Origin of the sequence: Streptomyces monomycini (assembly GCF_022271435.1) — a bacterium.
GTDB classification, from domain to species: domain Bacteria; phylum Actinomycetota; class Actinomycetes; order Streptomycetales; family Streptomycetaceae; genus Streptomyces; species Streptomyces monomycini.
In genome coordinates, this window is sequence record NZ_JAFIQY010000041.1 from 18,614 (window position 1) to 37,444 (window position 18,831).

22 protein-coding genes are annotated in these 18,831 nt (G+C 72.3%); 18 read left to right on the forward strand and 4 right to left on the reverse strand.

The features are described from left to right. Positions 1-8: 8 nt before the first annotated feature. The 5 genes from priA (at position 9) to JXZ78_RS32525 (ending at position 3,124) form a co-directional block, all read left to right on the forward strand. Positions 9-734: a bifunctional 1-(5-phosphoribosyl)-5-((5-phosphoribosylamino)methylideneamino)imidazole-4-carboxamide isomerase/phosphoribosylanthranilate isomerase PriA gene (gene priA / locus JXZ78_RS32505; RefSeq protein ID WP_030020920.1), complete on the forward strand. Its 726-nt coding sequence runs from the start codon at positions 9-11 to the stop codon at positions 732-734. Further along, entirely contained in the window at positions 731-1,126 is a 396-nt protein-coding gene (locus tag JXZ78_RS32510; RefSeq protein ID WP_030020921.1) for a RidA family protein, read from the forward strand. Before priA ends, JXZ78_RS32510 begins: the two co-directional genes overlap by 4 nt. After that, a complete protein-coding gene (hisF, locus tag JXZ78_RS32515; protein ID WP_030020922.1) occupies positions 1,123-1,878 on the forward strand; it encodes an imidazole glycerol phosphate synthase subunit HisF in 756 nt (251 codons plus the stop codon). The genes JXZ78_RS32510 and hisF overlap by 4 nt, the downstream gene beginning before the upstream one ends. 100 nt (positions 1,879-1,978) lie before the next feature. Next, positions 1,979-2,188, forward strand: a complete 210-nt coding sequence (locus JXZ78_RS32520; protein WP_033038183.1) for a hypothetical protein — start codon at positions 1,979-1,981, stop codon at positions 2,186-2,188. 168 nt (positions 2,189-2,356) lie between these two features. Then, positions 2,357-3,124, forward strand: a complete 768-nt coding sequence (locus JXZ78_RS32525; RefSeq protein WP_208870164.1) for a M23 family metallopeptidase — start codon at positions 2,357-2,359, stop codon at positions 3,122-3,124. A gap of 16 nt (positions 3,125-3,140) precedes the next feature. Here JXZ78_RS32525 and JXZ78_RS32530 read toward each other — a convergent pair whose 3' ends face one another. The 3 genes from JXZ78_RS32530 to JXZ78_RS32540 are packed head-to-tail and all read right to left on the reverse strand — an operon-like array spanning position 3,141 to position 6,539. Next, a complete protein-coding gene (locus JXZ78_RS32530; RefSeq protein ID WP_030020924.1) occupies positions 3,141-3,887 on the reverse strand; it encodes a succinate dehydrogenase/fumarate reductase iron-sulfur subunit in 747 nt (248 codons plus the stop codon). Further along, the gene (locus JXZ78_RS32535; RefSeq protein WP_030020925.1) at positions 3,884-5,833 is read right to left on the reverse strand and encodes a fumarate reductase/succinate dehydrogenase flavoprotein subunit; all 1,950 of its coding nucleotides are present in this window, start codon (positions 5,831-5,833) and stop codon (positions 3,884-3,886) included. Before JXZ78_RS32535 ends, JXZ78_RS32530 begins: the two co-directional genes overlap by 4 nt. 1 nt (position 5,834) lies before the next feature. Further along, positions 5,835-6,539, reverse strand: coding sequence for a succinate dehydrogenase cytochrome b subunit (locus JXZ78_RS32540; protein ID WP_030020926.1), 705 nt, complete (start codon positions 6,537-6,539; stop codon positions 5,835-5,837). A 95-nt stretch (positions 6,540-6,634) separates the two neighbouring features. Between JXZ78_RS32540 and JXZ78_RS32545 the strand changes: the two genes are divergently transcribed. From JXZ78_RS32545 to JXZ78_RS32570, 6 genes are all read left to right on the forward strand, one after another. Continuing rightward, entirely contained in the window at positions 6,635-7,537 is a 903-nt protein-coding gene (locus JXZ78_RS32545) for a LysR family transcriptional regulator (protein ID WP_030020927.1), read from the forward strand. A 274-nt stretch (positions 7,538-7,811) separates the two neighbouring features. Beyond that, a complete protein-coding gene (locus JXZ78_RS32550; protein WP_030020928.1) occupies positions 7,812-8,378 on the forward strand; it encodes a phosphoribosyltransferase family protein in 567 nt (188 codons plus the stop codon). Positions 8,379-8,483: 105 nt separating this feature from the next. After that, positions 8,484-9,452 (forward strand): PLP-dependent cysteine synthase family protein, encoded by a 969-nt coding sequence (locus JXZ78_RS32555; RefSeq protein WP_030020929.1) that lies wholly within the window; start codon positions 8,484-8,486, stop codon positions 9,450-9,452. Further along, positions 9,449-10,147 (forward strand): YggS family pyridoxal phosphate-dependent enzyme, encoded by a 699-nt coding sequence (locus JXZ78_RS32560; RefSeq protein ID WP_030020930.1) that lies wholly within the window; start codon positions 9,449-9,451, stop codon positions 10,145-10,147. Before JXZ78_RS32555 ends, JXZ78_RS32560 begins: the two co-directional genes overlap by 4 nt. A gap of 9 nt (positions 10,148-10,156) precedes the next feature. Continuing rightward, positions 10,157-11,092, forward strand: a complete 936-nt coding sequence (locus JXZ78_RS32565) for an EamA family transporter (RefSeq protein ID WP_050502591.1) — start codon at positions 10,157-10,159, stop codon at positions 11,090-11,092. Next, positions 11,073-12,329 (forward strand): ATP-grasp domain-containing protein, encoded by a 1,257-nt coding sequence (locus tag JXZ78_RS32570; RefSeq protein WP_030020931.1) that lies wholly within the window; start codon positions 11,073-11,075, stop codon positions 12,327-12,329. The genes JXZ78_RS32565 and JXZ78_RS32570 overlap by 20 nt, the downstream gene beginning before the upstream one ends. Positions 12,330-12,373: 44 nt before the next feature. Here the strand turns inward: JXZ78_RS32570 and JXZ78_RS32575 are convergent, their stop codons facing one another. Then, the gene (locus JXZ78_RS32575; protein ID WP_030020932.1) at positions 12,374-13,006 is read right to left on the reverse strand and encodes a TIGR03085 family metal-binding protein; all 633 of its coding nucleotides are present in this window, start codon (positions 13,004-13,006) and stop codon (positions 12,374-12,376) included. 321 nt (positions 13,007-13,327) lie between these two features. Between JXZ78_RS32575 and hisI the strand changes: the two genes are divergently transcribed. The 7 genes from hisI to trpM all read left to right on the forward strand — a co-directional run bounded on the left by hisI (position 13,328) and on the right by trpM (position 18,549). Next, positions 13,328-13,693: a phosphoribosyl-AMP cyclohydrolase gene (gene hisI / locus JXZ78_RS32580; protein ID WP_030020933.1), complete on the forward strand. Its 366-nt coding sequence runs from the start codon at positions 13,328-13,330 to the stop codon at positions 13,691-13,693. Positions 13,694-13,703: 10 nt separating this feature from the next. Next, the gene (locus JXZ78_RS32585; protein ID WP_030020934.1) at positions 13,704-15,227 is read left to right on the forward strand and encodes an anthranilate synthase component I; all 1,524 of its coding nucleotides are present in this window, start codon (positions 13,704-13,706) and stop codon (positions 15,225-15,227) included. Between the two features lie 176 nt (positions 15,228-15,403). Continuing rightward, a complete protein-coding gene (locus JXZ78_RS32590) occupies positions 15,404-16,066 on the forward strand; it encodes a TIGR02234 family membrane protein (RefSeq protein ID WP_030020935.1) in 663 nt (220 codons plus the stop codon). 86 nt (positions 16,067-16,152) lie between these two features. Then, on the forward strand, positions 16,153-16,398 hold the full coding sequence (locus tag JXZ78_RS32595; RefSeq protein ID WP_030020936.1) for an HGxxPAAW family protein: 246 nt from the start codon (positions 16,153-16,155) through the stop codon (positions 16,396-16,398). A 429-nt stretch (positions 16,399-16,827) separates the two neighbouring features. Next, complete coding sequence (locus tag JXZ78_RS32600; protein ID WP_078624347.1) at positions 16,828-17,190, forward strand: DUF2752 domain-containing protein; 363 nt, start codon at positions 16,828-16,830, stop codon at positions 17,188-17,190. A 318-nt stretch (positions 17,191-17,508) separates the two neighbouring features. Next, a complete protein-coding gene (gene trpC, locus JXZ78_RS32605) occupies positions 17,509-18,318 on the forward strand; it encodes an indole-3-glycerol phosphate synthase TrpC (protein ID WP_030020938.1) in 810 nt (269 codons plus the stop codon). A gap of 9 nt (positions 18,319-18,327) precedes the next feature. Next, positions 18,328-18,549 carry a tryptophan biosynthesis modulator TrpM gene (gene trpM, locus JXZ78_RS40880; protein WP_033038190.1) on the forward strand — a complete coding sequence of 74 codons (222 nt, stop codon included), beginning with the start codon at positions 18,328-18,330 and terminating at the stop codon, positions 18,547-18,549. Positions 18,550-18,831 lie beyond the last annotated feature (282 nt).

An 18,831-nucleotide genomic window follows, 5' to 3' on the forward strand; every position in this document is an offset into this window, starting at 1 on the left:
CCTCCGCGATGAGCAAGCTCGAACTCCTCCCCGCCGTCGACGTCCGCGACGGCCAGGCGGTCCGCCTCGTGCACGGCGAGTCCGGCTCCGAGACGTCCTACGGCGACCCGCTCCAGGCCGCGCTGGCCTGGCAGCGCTCCGGCGCCGAGTGGCTGCACCTGGTCGACCTCGACGCGGCGTTCGGCACCGGCGACAACCGCGCGCGGATCGCCGAGGTCGCCCAGAGCATGGACATCAAGGTCGAACTCTCCGGCGGCATCCGCGACGACGCCTCCCTGGAGGCCGCGCTCGCCACCGGCTGCAAGCGCGTCAACCTCGGTACGGCCGCGCTGGAGACCCCCGAGTGGGTCGCCAAGGTCATCGCCGAGCACGGCGACAAGATCGCGGTCGGCCTGGACGTCCGCGGCACCACCCTGCGCGGCCGCGGCTGGACCCGCGACGGCGGCGACCTCTACGAGACGCTGGCCCGCCTGGACTCCGAGGGCTGTGCCCGCTACGTCGTCACCGACATCAACAAGGACGGCACGCTCCAGGGCCCCAACCTGGAGCTGCTGCGGAACGTCTGCGCCGCGACCGACAAGCCCGTCGTCGCGTCCGGCGGCGTCTCCTCCCTTGACGACCTGCGCGCGATCGCCACCCTGGTACCGGAAGGCGTCGAAGGCGCCATCGTCGGCAAGGCGCTCTACGCCAAGGCGTTCACCCTGGAAGAGGCATTGGAGGCCGTTTCGTCATGACCATCGAGCGCGCGCAGACCGACAGTTCCTGGGAAGAGATCATCGGCTTCGCGCGCGCCGTGGCGGCCGGCGACCGCGTCCTGGTCGCCGGCACGATGCCACTGGTCGACGGCGTGCTGTACGGGGAGGGCGACCCGTACGAGCAGACGAAGGTCGCCTTCACCAGCGCGCTGGAGGCCCTGGAGCCGTTCGGGCTCGGGGCCGGTTCGGTCGTCCGCACCCGGATGTACCTGACCCACGCGCGGGACGTGGACGAGGCGGCCCGCGCCCACAAGGAACTCTTCGACGCCGTACGGCCCGCCACGACCCTGGTCGTGGTCTCCGGCTTCGCCGACTCGCGCGTACTGGTCGAAGTCGAACTCGAAGCATGCAGAGAGGCCACGAGCACATGACCCTGGCGGTCCGAGTCATCCCCTGCCTGGACGTCGACAACGGCCGGGTCGTCAAGGGCGTCAACTTCCAGAACCTCCGCGACGCCGGCGACCCCGTCGAGATGGCCAAGGTCTACGGCCAGGAGGGCGCCGACGAGCTGACCTTCCTCGACATCACGGCCTCCTCCGGCAACCGCGAGACCACCTACGACGTGGTCCGCCGCACCGCCGAACAGGTCTTCATCCCCCTCACCGTCGGCGGCGGCGTCCGTACCCCCGAGGACGTCGACAAACTCCTGCGCGCCGGCGCGGACAAGGTCGGTGTCAACACCGCCGCCATCGCCCGCCCCGACCTGATCCGCGAGATCGCCGAACGCTTCGGCAGCCAGGTCCTGGTCCTGTCCGTGGACGCCCGCCGCACCGAGACCGGCTCCTTCGAGGTCACCACGCACGGCGGCCGCCGCGGCACCGGCATCGACGCCGTCGAATGGGCCCACCGCGCCGCGGAGCTCGGCGCCGGCGAGATCCTCCTGAACTCCATGGACGCCGACGGCACCAAGGACGGCTACGACACCGAGATGATCGCCGCCGTCCGCAAGCACGTCACGGTCCCGGTCATCGCCAGCGGCGGCGCGGGCCGCCTGGCGGACTTCCCGCCCGCCGTCGAGGCAGGCGCCGACGCGGTGCTGGCCGCGTCCGTCTTCCACTTCGGGGATCTGCGGATCGGCGAGGTCAAGGAGACGCTGCGGGGGGCGGGGCATCCGGTGCGGTGAGCCGGTCGGCAGGGCCGAGGGGGCGAACGCGGGTGCGCCCAGTCACCCGTGGTGGTCACCGAGGCGGCGAGCCCACCGATGGACGTCCTAGCCTGCGGTCATGCCTGCGATCACGGTGGATCTCACTGAGGAAGAACTGGCCGGGCTGTGCGCCGAGGCCGAGAAATCGGGTCTGTCGGTCGAGCGCCTGGCGTATGGCATCGTCCGCCGCGATGTCATACGCAGAAGGCAGCAGCGGCGTACCGCCGAGTGCCAGGCCCGCAGCGGCGACACCGGTCCGTTCGAGACGGGCCATGGTGCGCCCGAGTGACGGAAAGGGAACGTGACCGCGACTGCGAAGGGCCGGAACCCGGGCGCGTAACGGGCCTATCGGGACAGCCGCTGACCGATTCGCCCGTGGTGCTTGTGTTCATGGACGGGGGCTCCCTACCGTTCTCGCGTTCGGATCCCGGATGCCCACCGGAAGGACGCCCCCGTGATGATGTTCTCCCCGACCGGCCGTCACCGAGCACCCCGTTGCCGCAGAGGTGCGGGCCGATTACTCACCCGCGCCTCGACCGCGGCCGCGACCCTCGCGCTGCCGGTCGTCGGCGCGTCCGTCGCCTCCGCCGCGGACGGCGGGACGTACACCGTCGCCCCCGGTGACAGCCTCTCCGGGATCGCCGCGAAGCAGGGGGTCAAGGGGGGCTGGGCGAAGCTGTACGCGAGCAACCGCTCGGCGGTCGGCGGCGATCCTGACCTGATCAAGGTCGGTACGAAACTGAAGCTCAGCGGTAAGGCCGCGACACCGCAGCGGCACGCCTCGCGCTCCGCCGCCCGGCCCTCCGTGCGCGCGGCGTCCGGCGACGCCGTGCGGCCGGTGCGCGGCGGCACCCTCACCGCCGGGTACGGGGCCGGTGGCGGCCACTGGGCCAACGGGCACACCGGGCAGGACTTCGCCGTACCGGTCGGCACCGCCGTCCGCGCCGCCCGCGGCGGGACCGTGGTGAAGGCGGGCTGGGGCGGCGCGTACGGGTACGAGGTCGTCGTCCGGCACCACAGCGGGTCGTACACGCAGTACGCGCATCTCTCGCAGATCCGGGTGCCGGTGGGCGCCACCGTCGGCGCCGGCGAGCGCATCGGGCGGTCCGGTGCCACCGGCAACGTCACCGGACCGCATCTGCACTTCGAGGTACGGTCGACGCCCGCCTACGGGTCGGCGGTCGACCCGATGGCCTGGCTGCGCCGGCACGGAGCGTTCGGCTGAGGCGACGGCGTACGCGTCATCGCCTGCCCTTGCGGGCCGCCCGTACGTACTCCCGGTTCATCTTCGTGATGCTGAACAGCGGGATGCCCTTCGGGCAGGCGGTGGCGCACTCCCCGGCGAGGGTGCAGCCGCCGAAGCCCTCGTCGTCCATGGTGGCCACCATGTCCAGGACCCGTGTCTCGCGTTCCGGTGCGCCCTGCGGCAGCACGTTCAGATGGTTCACCTTCGCCGAGGTGAACAGCATCGCCGAGCCGTTCGGGCAGGCCGCCACGCACGCGCCGCAGCCGATGCACTCCGCGTGTTCGAAGGCGAAGTCGGCGTCCGGCTTCGGTACGGGCGTGGCGTGGGCCTCGGGGGCGGCGCCGGTCGGCGCGGTGACGTAGCCGCCGGACTGGATGATCCGGTCGAAGGCGGAGCGGTCGACCACCAGGTCCCGTACGACGGGGAAGGCCGCCGCGCGCCACGGCTCGACGTCGATGGTGTCGCCGTCCCGGAAGGACCGCATGTGCAGCTGGCAGCTGGTGGTGCGCTCCGGTCCGTGCGCCTCGCCGTTGATGACCAGGCTGCACGCGCCGCAGATGCCCTCGCGGCAGTCGTGGTCGAAGGCGACCGGGTCGTCGCCCTTGAGGATGAGTTCCTCGTTGAGGGTGTCGAGCATCTCCAGGAAGGACATGTCGGGGGAGATGCCGTCCACGTCGTAGGTGGACATGCCGCCGTCGGCGTCGGCGTCGCGCTGCCGCCAGACGCGCAGGGTGAGCTTCATGCGTAGCTCCGCTGGGTGGGGTGGACGTACTCGAAGACCAGGTCTTCCTTGTGCAGGACGGGTGCGGCGCCGGTGCCGGTGAACTCCCAGGCGGCGGCGTAGGAGAACTCCTCGTCGCGGCGCTCGGCCTCGCCGTCGGGGGTCTGCGACTCCTCGCGGAAGTGGCCGCCGCAGGACTCGGCGCGGTGCAGCGCGTCGAGGCACATCAGCTCGGCCAGCTCCAGGTAGTCGACGATGCGGTTGGCCTTCTCCAGCGACTGGTTGAACTCTTCGCCGGTGCCGGGCACCTTGATACGGCGCCAGAACTCCTCGCGGATCTGCGGGATGCGGTCGAGCGCCTTGCGCAGGCCGGATTCCGTACGGGCCATGCCGCACAGCTCCCACATCAGCTCGCCCAGTTCGCGGTGGAAGGAGTCGGGGGTGCGGTCGCCGTCGACGGACAGCAGGAGGTTGAGCTGGTCCTCCGTCTCGGCGAGGGCTTCCTGGACGGCGGGGTGGTCGGCGGTGATCTCGTCGTGGTGCGGGTTGCGGGCCAGGTAGTCGTTGATCGTGGACGGCAGCACGAAGTAGCCGTCGGCGAGGCCCTGCATGAGGGCGGACGCGCCGAGCCGGTTGGCGCCGTGGTCGGAGAAGTTGGCCTCCCCGACGGCGAACAGGCCGGGCACGGTGGTCTGGAGGTCGTAGTCGACCCACAGTCCGCCCATCGTGTAGTGCACGGCGGGGTAGATCCGCATCGGGACCTCGTACGGGTTCTCCGCGGTGATCCGCTCGTACATGTCGAAGAGGTTGCCGTACTTGTCCTCGACGGCCTTGCGGCCCATCCGGGCGATGGCGTCGGCGAAGTCCAGGTAGACGCCCTGGCCGCCGGGGCCGACGCCGCGTCCCTCGTCGCAGACGTTCTTGGCGGCGCGGGAGGCGATGTCGCGGGGGACGAGGTTGCCGAAGGAGGGGTAGATCCGCTCCAGGTAGTAGTCGCGCTCCGCCTCGGGGATCTTGTGGGGCGGGCGGTCGTCGCCCTTCTCCTTCGGGACCCAGATACGGCCGTCGTTGCGCAGCGACTCGCTCATCAGCGTCAGCTTGGACTGGTGGTCGCCGGTGCGCGGGATGCAGGTGGGGTGGATCTGGGTGAAGCAGGGGTTGGCGAAGTACGCGCCGCGCCGGTGGGCGCGCCAGATCGCGGTGGCGTTGGAGTTCATGGCGTTGGTCGACAGGTAGAAGACGTTGCCGTAGCCGCCCGAGGCGAGGACCACGGCGTCCGCGAAGTACGTGTCGATCCGGCCGGTGACCAGGTCGCGGGCCACGATGCCGCGGGCCCGGCCGGCCACGACGATCAGGTCGAGCATCTCCGTGCGCGGGTGCATCTCGACGTTTCCGGCGGCGATCTGCCGGGAGAGCGCCTGGTAGGCGCCGAGCAGCAGCTGCTGTCCCGTCTGGCCGCGGGCGTAGAACGTACGGGAGACCTGGACGCCGCCGAAGGAGCGGGTGTCGAGCAGGCCGCCGTACTCCCGGGCGAAGGGCACACCCTGGGCGACGCACTGGTCGATGATCTCGACGGAGATCTGCGCCAGGCGGTGCACGTTGGACTCGCGGGCGCGGAAGTCGCCGCCCTTGACGGTGTCGTAGAACAGGCGGTGCACGGAGTCGCCGTCGTTGCGGTAGTTCTTCGCCGCGTTGATGCCGCCCTGCGCGGCGATGGAGTGGGCGCGGCGCGGCGAGTCCTGGTAGCAGAACTGCACGACGTGGTAGCCCTGCTCGGCGAGCGTGGCGCCCGCGGAGCCGCCCGCGAGGCCGGTGCCGACCACGATGACGGTGTGCTTGCGGCGGTTGGCCGGGTTGACCAGCTTCGCCTGGAAGCGGCGGGTGTCCCAGCGGTCGGCGACCGGGCCCTCGGGCGCCTTGCGGTCGGCGACCGGTTCCCCGGTCGCGTACTCGGTGTAGGAGGTCATGTCAGCTCACTGCTCCGGTCACGACGGCCACCGGTACGGCGACGAAGCCCGCCGTCAGCACCAGGGCGAGGAGGTTGGCGACGGTCTTGAGCACCCGGTCGCGGGCGGCGCTGCCGACGCCCAGCGTCTGTGCGGCGCTCCAGAACCCGTGCCGTACGTGCAGGCCGAGGGCGAGCATCGCCACGATGTAGAGCGTGGTGACGGGCCAGCGGTCGAAGGAGGCGATCAGGTTCTGGTACGGGTGCCCGGCCTCGGCCCGCGGGTTCACCGTCAGCGTCGTCAGGTCCAGGATGTGCCAGACGATGAACAGGGCGAGAATGACGCCGCCCCAGCGCATGGTGCGGGTGGCGTAGCTCTGTCGCGGCTTCTTGTGCACGTACTTGCTCGGCCGCGCCCTGATGTCGCGGCGGCTGAGCTGGAAGGCGGCCACGCCGTGCGTGACGACGGCGGCCAGCAGCACCACCCGGGCGATCCACAGGAACCACTCGTGGTGCAGGAAGGGCTCGCCGACGGTCCGCAGCCAGTGCGCGTACCCGTTGAACTCGTCGGAGCCGAAGAAAATCTTGAGGTTGCCCATCATGTGCGCGACCAGGTACAGCAGCATCACCACGCCGCTGACCGCCATCGCGGTCTTCTTGCCGACGGTCGAGCGCCACAGCAGGCCCGCGAAGGACGGCCGTCGTTCCGTCCGGGTGTCCAGTGCCATGGGTCCCGACGGTAAGGACCGGCCGGCCCATCAGTCCAAGACATGGTCCGGCTCATCTCCATAGGCAATGCCTATCGGCGCCTATCATCGGCCATATGCAGCCCCAGCAGCTCCGCTATTTCGTGGCGGTCGCGGACACCCGCCACTTCACCCGCGCCGCCGAGCGCGAGCATGTCGCGCAGCCCTCCCTCTCGCAGCAGATCAAGGCCCTGGAGCGGGAGCTGGGCGCGGACCTGTTCCACCGGGCGCGCGGCCACATCACCCTCACCGACGCGGGCCGGACCCTGCTCCCGCTGGCCCGGCGCATCCTCGCCGACACCGAGACCGCCCGGCGCGAGGTGCAGGAGGTCGCGCAGCTCAGGCGCGGCCGGCTGCGGCTCGGCGCGCCGCCCAGCCTGTGCGCGAGCCTGGTCCCGGACGTGCTGAGCGTCTTCCACGCCGCCTACCCGGGCGTGGAACTGGTCGTCCACGAGGACGGTTCGCAGGATCTCGTGCGGGTCCTGGCGGCCGGTGAACTGGACCTGGCCCTCATCATCACGCCGCTGCCCGAGCAGGCCCCGGCCCTGGCCACCGCCGAGCTGCTGCGCGAGGAACTGGTCGTGGTCTCCGCGCCGGACCGCCCGGCCCCGGTGGGCGGCGGCCGGCGGATGCGCGTCGAGGATCTGCGGGACCGGCCGCTGGCGATGTTCCGTCGCGGCTACGACCTGCGGGAGTTCACCACGGCGGCGTGCCGGGCGGCCGGGTTCGAGCCGGTCTTCACCGTGGAGGGCGGCGAGATGGACGCGGTACTGGGCTTCGTACGGGCCGGGCTGGGCGTCGCGGTCGTGCCCAGCATGGTCGCCGCACGCTCGGGGCTGCGCGTCGACCGCTTCGCGACGCCGGGCATGCACCGGGTGATCTCGGTGGCGCACCGGGGGGACGTCTCGCCACCCCGGGCCGCCCGGGAACTCCGGCGCATCCTGCTGACGCAACTGGGGCTGGAGCGGCCGGGCGGATGACGCGGCCTGCACGCCGACGACCCCGCCGGGCTCCGGGTAAAGGGTGCTTTTCGGCCACCCGGCCGGGAAAACGCGCGCCCCCACCCGGGGTGCCGACCAGGTGGCAGGGGGCGTGAACCGGCGCGAGGCACAGTGGTCCCAACGAGAACAGGCTGTTTCCAGGCACAATCCAGGGCGACCATTGCCTTTTCTACGTTTGCGGCGGTAAAAAAGCTGCACTTGCCGAACAACGGCACAGCGATGGGCGCCACGGGGGAAAGGCACAGGAAAGCCGATGTTGCTGGAAGAGGTTTACGCGGGCGCGCCGACCGTCAAATCGGGCCGGCATCTGACCACGGTCAATGAATTCACCGACCAATCACCCGCACTCCGTCCGGAAGTACTCGCGGAGGCGACCAGCCGACTGATCGAACTGGGCAGTTTCGAGACCGGGAAGATCCTGGTCGAGGAGGACAAGGGCGCGATTCTCGGCAGCGCGGTGTCGCTGGCCGTCGGGCTGCCGCTCGCCGTCGCCCGCTGGTACACCTACGACCTGAGCGGGCACGGCATCTCGGTGCCGCTGGACAGCGAGTACTTCGCGGGCACGCTCTTCGTCAACGGCGTCGAGCCGGGCGACCGGGTGACGATCGTCGACGACACCATCAGCACCGGCGGCACCCTGATCGCCCTGATCGAGGCCGTCCGGGCGGCCGGTGCCCGGGTGGAGGAAGTCCTGGTGGCGGTGGAGAAGCCGGAGAACGGCGGCCGGCAGCGGGTCGCCGAGCGCTTCGGCATCGAGGTCCGCTCGGTCATCCGTATCGCGGTCGACCCGGAGTCCGGCCGCGTGGCCGTCCTGGGCTGAACGCCGTGCGGGGCACGCCGCCGCACGCCCTCGCGCGCGTCGCGTCCCCGCCCTTTCGTCCGCATGCCGGAACACCACCGTTCACACCCGCCCGAGGAGTTTCGTGTGAGCACGACCAGCCCCGGCGCCGATACCGGCCGCACGCCGCTGTACGAACTGCGCCACATCGCCGAACCCGGAGCCGCACGCATATTCGCCAAATGCGAATTCCGTAATCCCACCGGAAGTCACAAGGACCGCGTCTTCTCCTACATGATCGATGAACTGGAGCGGGCCAAGACGATCAGCCCCGGAATGACCTTGGTCGAATGTTCGACCGGAAATGGTGGCGCCGCGCTGTCCCGCGTCGGCGCCCAACGCGGATACCGCATCGTCGTCATCATGCCGGAAGGCATGACCGAAGAACGCCGGAAACAGATCGCCTCCTGGGGCGGCACGGTCGTGGAAACCTCCGCCGACGGCTTCCTGCTGGAGGGCGAGGAGACCGCCCGGCGGTACGTGGCCGAACACCCCGGCAGCCACTTCCTCGACCAGTCCACCAACCAGCTCAACTGGCGCGCCTGGCGCTCCTGCGGCCGCGAACTCGTCGCCGACCTGCACGCGGCGGGCGAGACCCCCGGCCACTTCATCTGCTCCATCGGCACCGGCGGCACCTTCACCGGCATCGCCGACGTCCTCAAGAGCGCCCACCCCGCCCTGCGGACGTGGGCCGTCGAGGTGGACCGCTCGGCCGCCCTGTACGCCAAGCGCCACGGCCTGCCCTTCGAGCACCACAGCCACAACCTGATGGGCCTGGGCCCGGGCAAGGTACCCGCCAACCTGCGCGAAGAACTCGTCGACGAGGTCGAGCTGATCACCGGCGACGACGGCTGGAACACCATGAAGCGCCTCATCTCCGAGGAGGGGCTGCCCGTCGGGCCCACCGCCGGCGGCAACATCTTCGCCGCCCAGCGGCTGGCCAGGACCCTGCCGCCCGAAGAGATCGTGGTCACCGTGCTGTTCGACTCCGCCTGGAAGTACCTCAGCATCTGGGACGGCCGGTACGAGCAGTACGGGGCGGGGACGGACTCATGAGCGCCGAGCAGCTGTCCACGGCGGAGCCGGACCTCGCGGCGCGCCTGGCCGCCGTCACCGGCCGGCTGGACCTGGCCTGTACGCGGGCCGGGGTGCCGCCCCGGGACGTACGGTTCGTCGCCGTCAGCAAGTTCCACGGCCCGCCCGCGATCACCGCCGCCCTGGAGGCCGGACACCGGCACTTCGGCGAGAGCCGGGTGCAGGAGGTGCTGGGCAAGTGGCCGCCACTGCGGGAACGCTTTCCCGGCACCCGGCTCCACCTCATCGGCCCGTTGCAGACCAACAAGGCCGGGGCGGCCGTCCGGGCCTTCGACGTGCTGCACAGCGTGGACCGGCCACGCCTGGCCGCGGCGCTGGCCGCCGCCATGGACCGCGCCGGGCGCCGCCCGGACTGCTTCGTCCAGGTCAACACCGGCGACGAACCGCACAAGAGCGGCGTGCCCGTCGCCGGGACGGACGCGTTCGTCAAGGAGTGCGTGGACACCCACGGCCTGCCCGTCGTCGGCCTGATGTGCATCCCGCCCTACGGGAGCGACCCCCGCCCGCACTTCAGAACGCTGCGCGCCCTGGCCGCCGCGTCGGGCCTGCGGCAGCTCAGCATGGGGATGAGCGCCGACTTCGAGACCGCGGTGGCCGAAGGCGCGACCACGGTGCGGGTCGGCGAGGCGGTCTTCGGGCCGCGTCCGCGGCGCTGAGGAGGCGCCGTGACCGCGCTGTTCGTCTTCAGTCTGTTCTCCGCCCTGGTGGACGTCTTCGCCGCCGAACGCCTGCAACACGTGGATCCGGGGAGCGTGGCCGCGGTCGCCTTCACCCTGACCGGGGCGTTCTTCTGCCTGCTCACCGTCGTGCGGCTGCGCCCGGCCCGGCTGCTGGCCGTCGTCCGGGCGCACGCCGCCGACCTCCTCGTCCTCAACATCACCACCGCCGTGACCTGGCTGACGCTCCTCTACGCCCTCAAGCTCATGGAACCGGCCGTCACCAACGTCGTGTCCATCGCCATCGGCCCCGCCTTCACCGTCCTGCTCCAGGCCCTGTGGTGGAAACGGGACCGTGTCCTGCCCGGCGAGATCCTCTCCGCGGCCGGCATCCTGCTCACCCTGGCCGGGCTGGTCTGGGCGTCGCTGGACGGCCGCAGCGGCGTGGGCGACCGGGCCGCCCTGGCCATGACGCTGGGGCTGTGCGCCGCGGTCGTCTCCGGCGCCGGCGGGGCCGCCAACGTCGTCTTCTCCGCCCGCCTGGGCGCGGCCGGGGTGGACGTGCCCACCGTCATGGGGCTGCGGTTCGGCCTGGTGGCGGCGGTCGGCTGGACGCTGGCGTCCTTCTCCGGGGCCGAACAGCTGGGCCGGGCGCTGGTGCCCGGCGCGGTGGTGGCCGTCATCGGCGTCTCGATCCCCGCCTATCTGGTGCAGATCGGGGTGCGCAAGGTGACCCCGATGACCGCCTCCATGATCTGCGCGCTCGCGCCCGCCATGACCCTCCTCCTCCAGCTGGCCGACTCCCGGCTGACGTTCTCGGTGCCGTCGACCCTCGGCATCGCCGTGATCACCGTCTTCATCGCGATCGGGCTGCTGGCCCGCCGGGGCGCGCCCCCGGCCGCGGTGGCGCAGGAAAGCAGGACCCATGCAGTGTCTGATCGTTGACGCCTACTCCACCGGCCGTTTCCTGCCCGCCGCCCTCGCCGAACGCGGCGTCAAGTGCGTCCATGTGCAGAGCACCCCGGACCTTCCCTCCTACCTCACACGGACCTTCCCGCAGGGCGCCTTCACCGAATGCCTGGTGCACGACGGCGACCTGGAGGCGTTGCTGGACGCGGTGCGCCCGGCCGCCCCCGCCTTCGTCCTGCCCGGCAACGAGAGCGGCGTCGACCTCGCCGACACCCTCGCCCGCCGCCTCGGCCTGCCAGGCAACGCCCCGGACGAGCGGCGGGTACGGCGCGACAAGTACGACATGGCGATGGCCGTCCGGGCCCACGGGCTGCGCGCCCCCGACACCCTGCGCACCTCGCGCTTCGACACCGCCCTCGGCTGGGCGCGGGCCCACGGCCGCTGGCCGCTGGTCGTCAAGCCCGCCGACAGCGCGGGCACCGACAACGTCTTCTTCTGCGCCGACCCGGTCGAACTGTGCACCTCGTTCGGCCACATCCTCAGCTCGTCCAACATCCAGGGCAACCGCAACGAGACCGTCGTCCTCCAGGAACGCCTGACCGGCACCGAGTACTTCGCCAACAGCGTCAGTGTCGACGGCCGCCACCACATCGCCGAGATCTGGCGCTACCACAAGCGGCGCGGCCGCAGCGGGGCGGCGATCTACGACTACGAGGAGCCGCTGACCGCGCACGACCCCGCTGCCGCCGCCCTCGTCCCGTACCTGCTGGGCGTCCTGGACGCGCTCGGCGTGCGGTGGGGGCCCGCCCACTCGGAGGTCATGCTGACCGACGAGGGGCCCGTCCTGATCGAGACCGGCGCCCGGCTGGCCGGCAGCATCCTGCCGCACGTGGTCAGCCGCTGCTTCGGCACCAACCACGTGGAACTGACCGCCCTGGCCGGCAGCGACCCGGCGGCCTTCGCCACCCGCGCCGCCGTCCCGGCCGAGCCGCGCACCGGACTGCGCTACGTCTCGCTGATCTCCCCGTTCGCGGGGCGGCTGACGTCCCTGGACGGCTTCGAGCGGCTGCGCGAGCTGCCGTCGTACGCCGACCACCACCTCGGCGTCCGGGCCGGTGACTTCCTCAGCCCCACGGTGGACTCGGCGACGTCACCCGGCGTCTGCTACCTCCTGCACGAGGACGAGCGGCAGATCGAGACGGACTACCGGCGGCTGCGCGCGCTGGAACTCCAGGAGCCGGGCGGGCTCTACGAGGTCGACAGGGAACGGTGAAACGCGGGCCCGGGGCCTTCGGAGCGGCCCCCGGGCCCGCCTGCCTACAGGCCGAGCCCGGCCTCCAGCACCTTGGCCACGGCGTCCTTGTCCCCGTCCAACCGCACATCGGCCACCGTCTGCCGGCCGAACGTGAACAGCAGCAGTTCGCCCGGCTCCCCGGTGGCCGTGACGACCGGCGTGCCCCGGTGGGCCACCGCGGTCCGGCCGTCCGGCCGCCGCAGCACCAGCCCCACCGGCGACTTGCGCCCCAGCAGCCGCGCCATCTTCTCCAGGCGGGACCACAGGGCGTCCGAGAAGACCGGGTCCAGCTCACGCGGCGTCCAGTCGGTCTGCGCCCGCCGTACGTCCTCGGAGTGGACGAAGAACTCGACCGTGTTGGACGCCTCGTCGATCTGCTTGAGCGAGAACGGCGACAGCTTGGGCGGACCGGTCCTGATCAGCTGCAACAGCTCGTCGAACGGCTTCGCGGCGAACTCCCGCTGCACCCGCTCCAGGCGGCTCGCCAGCGGTTTGAGCAGCAGACCGCCGGCGGCGTCCGCACGCCGCTCGCGCACCACGACGTGTGCGGCGAGGTCCCGCGCGGTCCAGCCCTCGCACAGCGTCGGCGCCTCGGATCCGGCGCTCTCCAACAGGTCGGCAAGCAGCAGCCGTTCGCGCTTCGCATGGGTCGACATGGGACCAGCCTACGACCGGGGTGCGGCAGGTGCCACGGCGCCGCGCTCCGGCTGCCGCGTCGGCTGTGTCCGGATCGTGGCCGGACGTGAGGTCGGATATCGGCTCGCCGGGCACCTGGGCTGTACGGCGTCAGCCCCGCAGCAGCAGGACGACCGTGACCAGCAGCCCGGCGATGAAGATCGCGAGCAGTACCGCCGACGCGACCTTCGCCGTACGGTCGGCGTCCGGAGGCGGCGGCTGGCGGTTCATGGAGGCAGGATGCCGTACGCCACCCGCACCGCGCGCGCCGTCGGGCACGCGGGACACGGCACAATGGACGCATGAGCAGCCGCGTCCCGAATTCCCAGCTCGACCCGGCCGTCGCCGCCCGCCTCAAGCGCGACGCCGACGGTCTGGTCCCCGCCATCGCCCAGCAGTACGACACCGGCGAGGTGCTGATGCTCGGCTGGATGGACGACGAGGCGCTGCACCGCACGCTGACCACCGGCCGCTGCACGTACTGGAGCCGCAGCCGCCAGGAGTACTGGGTCAAGGGCGACACCTCCGGACACGTCCAGCACGTGAAGTCCGTCGCCCTGGACTGCGACGCGGACACGGTCCTGGTGAAGGTCGACCAGGTCGGCGCGGCCTGTCACACCGGAGCCCGTACCTGCTTCGATGAGGATGTGCTCACCGAAGGGCAGTAGGCTCCGCGCCATGACCTCGGGAACCACCGGCACCGCCACGCCGGACCTGGAGAACTTCCGCACGCTCGCCAAGGACCGGCGGGTCATCCCCGTCACCCGGCGCCTGCTCGCCGACGGCGACACCCCGGTGGGCCTCTACCGCAAGCTGGCCGCCGAACGGCCGGGCACCTTCCTGCTCGAATCGGCCGAGAACGGCCGTACCTGGTCCCGGTATTCCTTCATCGGCGTCCGCAGCGCCGCCACCCTGACCGTGCGCGACGGTCAGGCGCACTGGCTGGGCACCCCGCCGGTCGGCATGCCCGACGGAGGCGACCCGCTCGCCGCCCTGCGCGCCACCGTCGAGGCGCTGCACACCCCGCGCGACCTGATCGAGGGCGAGGGCCTGCCGCCCTTCACCGGCGGCATGGTCGGCTACCTCGGCTACGACATCGTGCGCCGGCTGGAGAAGATCGGCGACAGCACCACGGACGACCTCGGACTGCCCGAGCTGACCATGCTGCTCACCTCCGACCTGGCCGTACTGGACCACTGGAACGGCACGGTCCTGCTGATCGCCAACGCCATCAACCACAACGACCTGGACACCGGCGTGGACGAGGCGTACGCGGACGCCGTGGCCCGGCTGGACGCGATGGCCTACGACCTGGCCCGCCCGGCCCCCGCGAGCGCCGCGGCCCTGCCGCCCTCCGAACTGCCCCCGTACACCGCGCAGTGGGGCGGCCCCGCCTACCAGGAGGCGGTCGAGGACGTGAAGGAGCGCATCCGCGCGGGCGACGCCTTCCAGGTGGTGCCCTCGCAGCGCTTCGAAACCGCCTGCACCGCCTCCGCGTTGGACGTCTACCGGGTGCTGCGGGCCACCAACCCCAGCCCGTACATGTACCTGCTCCGCTTCGAGGACGGCATCGACATCGTCGGCTCCAGCCCCGAGGCGCTGGTCAAGGTCGAGAACGGACAGGCCACGCTGCACCCCATCGCGGGCACCCGGCCGCGCGGCGCGACCGTCCCGGAGGACCAGGCCCTCGCCGACGAGCTGATGGCCGACCCGAAGGAACGCGCCGAGCACCTGATGCTCGTCGACCTCGGCCGCAACGACCTGGGCCGGGTCTGCGAGCCCGGCAGCGTCGAGGTCGTCGACTTCATGTCCGTCGAGCGCTACAGCCATGTCATGCACATCGTCTCCACCGTGACCGGGCGGCTGGCGCCCGGCCGTACCGCCTTCGACGTGCTCACCGCCTGCTTCCCCGCGGGCACCCTGTCCGGCGCCCCCAAGCCGCGCGCGATGCAGATCATCGAGGAGCTGGAGCCGACCCGGCGCGGCCTGTACGGCGGCTGCGTCGGCTACCTCGACTTCGCCGGCGACTCCGACACCGCCATCGCGATCCGCACCGCGCTGCTGCGGGACGGCACCGCGTACGTCCAGGCGGGCGCGGGCGTCGTCGCGGACTCCGACCCGGTGGCGGAGGACACGGAGTGCCGCAACAAGGCGGCCGCCGTACTGCGGGCGGTGCACACGGCCAACGGGCTGGGGGCCTGAGCGCGGCCGACGGACCGGGGGGCTCGGGCGCGGCCGACGGACCGGGGCCTTGATCGCGGCCGACGGACCGGGAGCCTGAGCGCGGCGGCTGGCGGACCGGGTTCTGAGCAGGGCCTTCGCGGGGCGGGGGGACCGCGCGCGGGAAGCGGGCGCGCCGCCTCCGTACAGTGGTGGGTGTGACTGCCGTAGACCCTTCCCGTACCGGCGCGACAGCGGCTTCGTCGGCCTCGTCGTCCTCGCCGCCCAAGCCCGCACGCAGCGGCAAGAGCCTGGCCCTCGCGCTGATCGCCGGCGCGGCCGGCGCCGCCGTCGTGCTGCTGGCCTCCGGCCGCACCTGGGCGAAGGCCACCGCCGTCGTCGCCCAGGGGCAACTGCCGCAGACCGCGTCGGGGCAGGACGTCACGGGCGTGCCCGGCGCGCTCGCCATCGTCGGGCTGGCCGCCCTGGTCGCCCTCTTCGCCGTCCGCGGCGCGGGCCGGACGGCGGTCGCCGTGCTGCTCACCCTCAGCGGCCTGGGCACCGTGGCCGGCGCGTACCTCGGCATCTCCGACACCGCGGCGCTCCGCGAGAAGGCGGCCACCGCCACCGGACTGTCCGACGCCGGCGTGCAGGACGTCTCGCACACCTTCTGGCCCTGGGTGGCGGTCGTCGGCGGCGTCCTGCTGCTGATCGCGGGGGTGCTGGCGCTGCTGTACGGGCGCCACTGGCCCGCGATGTCCGCGCGCTACGAGCGCGCCGGCGCGGCTCCCCGCAGCCCGCGCCGCTCCGCCGCCGCGGACCCGGACCGCCCGGAAGAGATGTGGAAGTCCCTGGACCGGGGCGAGGACCCGACCCGGTAGTGGCCGCACCCCGGCCATCGGGGACAATGGACCGCGAGGGATCACCGCGCCCCGACTCAGGCGCGAAAAAGCTACGAGGAGCACTCATGTCGAGCAGTGGCCACGGACACACTCCCGCCGCCTGGACCGGCGTCATCATCTCGTTCATCGGCTTCTGCGTCGCCGGCGTCTTCATCGTGCTGGCGAACGTGCCCGGTTTCTGGGCGGGCATGGTCCTGATCGGCCTCGGTGCCGTGGTGGGCGGCGTGATGCGGCTGGCCGGCATGGGCCAGGGCGGCAAGAAGGCCTCGACCGGCCACGGTCCGGCCAAGGTCCGGCCCCAGGAGGGCTGAGTCCCCGCCGGGCCCGGCCCGGCGGCAGCGGATCCTGTGACGGCGCGGCCTCGCGGCCCGTACGGAGGAGTGCCCCGGTGGCACCACCCGTACGGTGGCCCGGGACCGCGCCGTTCGCGCGTCCGGCGGGGTTGCGTGTTCGATGCGGTCGGCGGTCAGGCGAGGCGTCGCGGGGCGCGCGACGGGTCGATTCGGGGCCGCCCAGCGCGGTTCCCGCCTGCCACCCCCGGGTATTCCCCCGCCGGGGGGACGATCACGTTCGATTCGCCCCGTAGGACGGCCGCCGCCGCACCGGAGCCGGAACGGGCGCGGTGCGGTCGCCCGTACGGCGGCCGCCGCGCTGCGCCCCCGCCCGCCCGGCCGCACAATCGCCACGTGAGTGAACCCGTGGCACCGGCCGTCCGGCGGCTCGCGGCGCCGCTCGGCGCCATGGCGGCCGTCGTCGCCTCCTTCGCCTTCGTGGGGCTCGTCGACCCCAACGAGCCCGGTCACTACCCGGCCTGCCCCCTGCTCGCCCTCACCGGCATCTACTGCCCGGCCTGCGGCGGGCTGCGCAGCGCGCACGCCGTCGCGCACGGCGACCTCGCCACGGCCGCCCGAGCAAACGTGCTGGCAGTCGCCGGTTACGCGGCCTTCGCGCTCTTCTGGGCCGCCTGGACCGTACGGGCGGCACGCGGGCTCCCGATGGCGGGGCCACGGCCCGCAGCGGTGCACTGGTGGACGCTGGCCGGGCTGCTGCTCGTCTTCACGGCCGTACGCAATCTTCCGTTCGGGCAAGCGTTGACTCCGTGAAGGCCCCGGGCCGCCCGGTGGGGCGGGGTGGGCAGGAGGGTTTCCCTCCGTTTCCGTACCGTCTCCGGACGCGGTACGGGAAGCCTGTCACGGCATCTGGATCACGGTCGCGGAGATCCGTGCGGCGGGGCGCCGAAAGCCCATCTGACCTGCGGATTCATCGTTCTCCGCGAGGTGTCCGCGTCCACCTGGTGGGACTGCCGTCAACCGGATGTGAGACCTTTGCCCCTCGCCGGATACCATCGGAGAGCCTGACGGGGTGACACTGACCCGGAGGGCGACTGTCACCCTCCACCGCTCAAGAAGGAGGCCGCTCGCGTGAGTGTGCTCGACGAGATCATCGAGGGAGTCCGCGCCGACCTCGCCGAGCGGCAGGCGCGTGTCGGCCTCGACGAGCTCAAGGAGCGGGCCCTCAAGGCGCGCCCGGCCAAGGACGGAGTCGCGGCCCTCAAGGGCGACAGCGTCACGGTGATCTGCGAGGTCAAGCGCTCCAGCCCGTCCAAGGGCGCGCTCGCCGCCATCGCCGACCCGGCCGGCCTCGCCGCCGACTACGAGGCGGGCGGCGCGGCGGTCATCTCCGTCCTGACGGAGCAGCGCAAGTTCGGCGGCTCGCTCGCCGACCTGGAGGCCGTACGGGCCCGGGTCGACATCCCCGTCCTGCGCAAGGACTTCATCGTCACCGCCTACCAGCTGTGGGAGGCCCGCGCGTACGGCGCCGACCTGGCGCTGCTGATCGTCGCCGCGCTGGAGCAGGAGGCCCTGGTCTCGCTGATCGAGCGCGCCGAGTCGATCGGGCTGACGCCGCTGGTCGAGGTGCACGACGAGGAAGAGGTCCAGCGGGCCGTGGACGCCGGTGCGCGGATCATCGGGGTGAACGCCCGCAACCTGAAGACCCTCGAAGTCGACCGCGGCAACTTCGCGCGGATCGCGCCGGAGATCCCGGACCACATCGTCAAGATCGCCGAATCGGGCGTGCGCGGGCCACACGACCTGATCGCCTACGCCAACGAGGGCGCCGACGCCGTCCTGGTGGGCGAGTCGCTGGTCACCGGCAAGGACCCGAAGGCCGCCGTCGCCGACCTGGTCGCGGCCGGCTCGCACCCCGCCATCCGGCACGGACGGAGCTGACCGCTCCCCATGATCACCGCCCGCCTCCACCGCCCCGGCCCGGGACCCGTCCCGGGGCCGGCCGGCGTGCTCGCCGCGGCCGGTGCCGCGCGCGATCCGCACGCGGCGCTGGGGCGCGGGTGCCGGCCGCGTGGCTGCCGGGCGCCGGCCCGCCGGGTGCGCGGGCGGCGGGTCAGGTATCACATCGGCGCGGAGCCGGGCCAGATCAACGGCCGCCGATGGCGGTCGTGACGGCGCGCTGTAGCCGCTCGTTGCCGGGCGTGGGTGATTGATCCCCGTACGGGGGTTCCGTCCTCAGTGTCCGTTCCTTCGCGCCATGTCGGCCTGTGTGCCGTTCCGTCCCGCTCCCTGCCTGTCCGGCAGGGTGGCCCGACGGACCGTCCGCCCGCAGACCGTGGCGTGCGCAACGCTCCGCGGCCCCGCTTCCGTCCATGCCCCGCCATTCCGTCTCCACGTCGTCGCCGTATGCGGCGCACCCGTGGTGCCGTGCGAGGGGCGCGTCGGGCGCGGGGC

Coding starts and splice junctions, on each gene's coding strand:
- priA (WP_030020920.1), top strand. CDS start 9: ATGAGCAAGCTCGAACTCCTCCCCGCCGTCGACGTCCGCGACGGCCAG.
- JXZ78_RS32510 (WP_030020921.1), top strand. CDS start 731: ATGACCATCGAGCGCGCGCAGACCGACAGTTCCTGGGAAGAGATCATC.
- hisF (WP_030020922.1), top strand. CDS start 1,123: ATGACCCTGGCGGTCCGAGTCATCCCCTGCCTGGACGTCGACAACGGC.
- JXZ78_RS32520 (WP_033038183.1), top strand. CDS start 1,979: ATGCCTGCGATCACGGTGGATCTCACTGAGGAAGAACTGGCCGGGCTG.
- JXZ78_RS32525 (WP_208870164.1), top strand. CDS start 2,357: ATGATGTTCTCCCCGACCGGCCGTCACCGAGCACCCCGTTGCCGCAGA.
- JXZ78_RS32530 (WP_030020924.1), bottom strand. CDS start 3,887: ATGAAGCTCACCCTGCGCGTCTGGCGGCAGCGCGACGCCGACGCCGAC.
- JXZ78_RS32535 (WP_030020925.1), bottom strand. CDS start 5,833: ATGACCTCCTACACCGAGTACGCGACCGGGGAACCGGTCGCCGACCGC.
- JXZ78_RS32540 (WP_030020926.1), bottom strand. CDS start 6,539: ATGGCACTGGACACCCGGACGGAACGACGGCCGTCCTTCGCGGGCCTG.
- JXZ78_RS32545 (WP_030020927.1), top strand. CDS start 6,635: ATGCAGCCCCAGCAGCTCCGCTATTTCGTGGCGGTCGCGGACACCCGC.
- JXZ78_RS32550 (WP_030020928.1), top strand. CDS start 7,812: ATGTTGCTGGAAGAGGTTTACGCGGGCGCGCCGACCGTCAAATCGGGC.
- JXZ78_RS32560 (WP_030020930.1), top strand. CDS start 9,449: ATGAGCGCCGAGCAGCTGTCCACGGCGGAGCCGGACCTCGCGGCGCGC.
- JXZ78_RS32570 (WP_030020931.1), top strand. CDS start 11,073: ATGCAGTGTCTGATCGTTGACGCCTACTCCACCGGCCGTTTCCTGCCC.
- JXZ78_RS32575 (WP_030020932.1), bottom strand. CDS start 13,006: ATGTCGACCCATGCGAAGCGCGAACGGCTGCTGCTTGCCGACCTGTTG.
- hisI (WP_030020933.1), top strand. CDS start 13,328: ATGAGCAGCCGCGTCCCGAATTCCCAGCTCGACCCGGCCGTCGCCGCC.
- JXZ78_RS32585 (WP_030020934.1), top strand. CDS start 13,704: ATGACCTCGGGAACCACCGGCACCGCCACGCCGGACCTGGAGAACTTC.
- JXZ78_RS32595 (WP_030020936.1), top strand. CDS start 16,153: ATGTCGAGCAGTGGCCACGGACACACTCCCGCCGCCTGGACCGGCGTC.
- JXZ78_RS32600 (WP_078624347.1), top strand. CDS start 16,828: ATGGCGGCCGTCGTCGCCTCCTTCGCCTTCGTGGGGCTCGTCGACCCC.
- trpM (WP_033038190.1), top strand. CDS start 18,328: ATGATCACCGCCCGCCTCCACCGCCCCGGCCCGGGACCCGTCCCGGGG.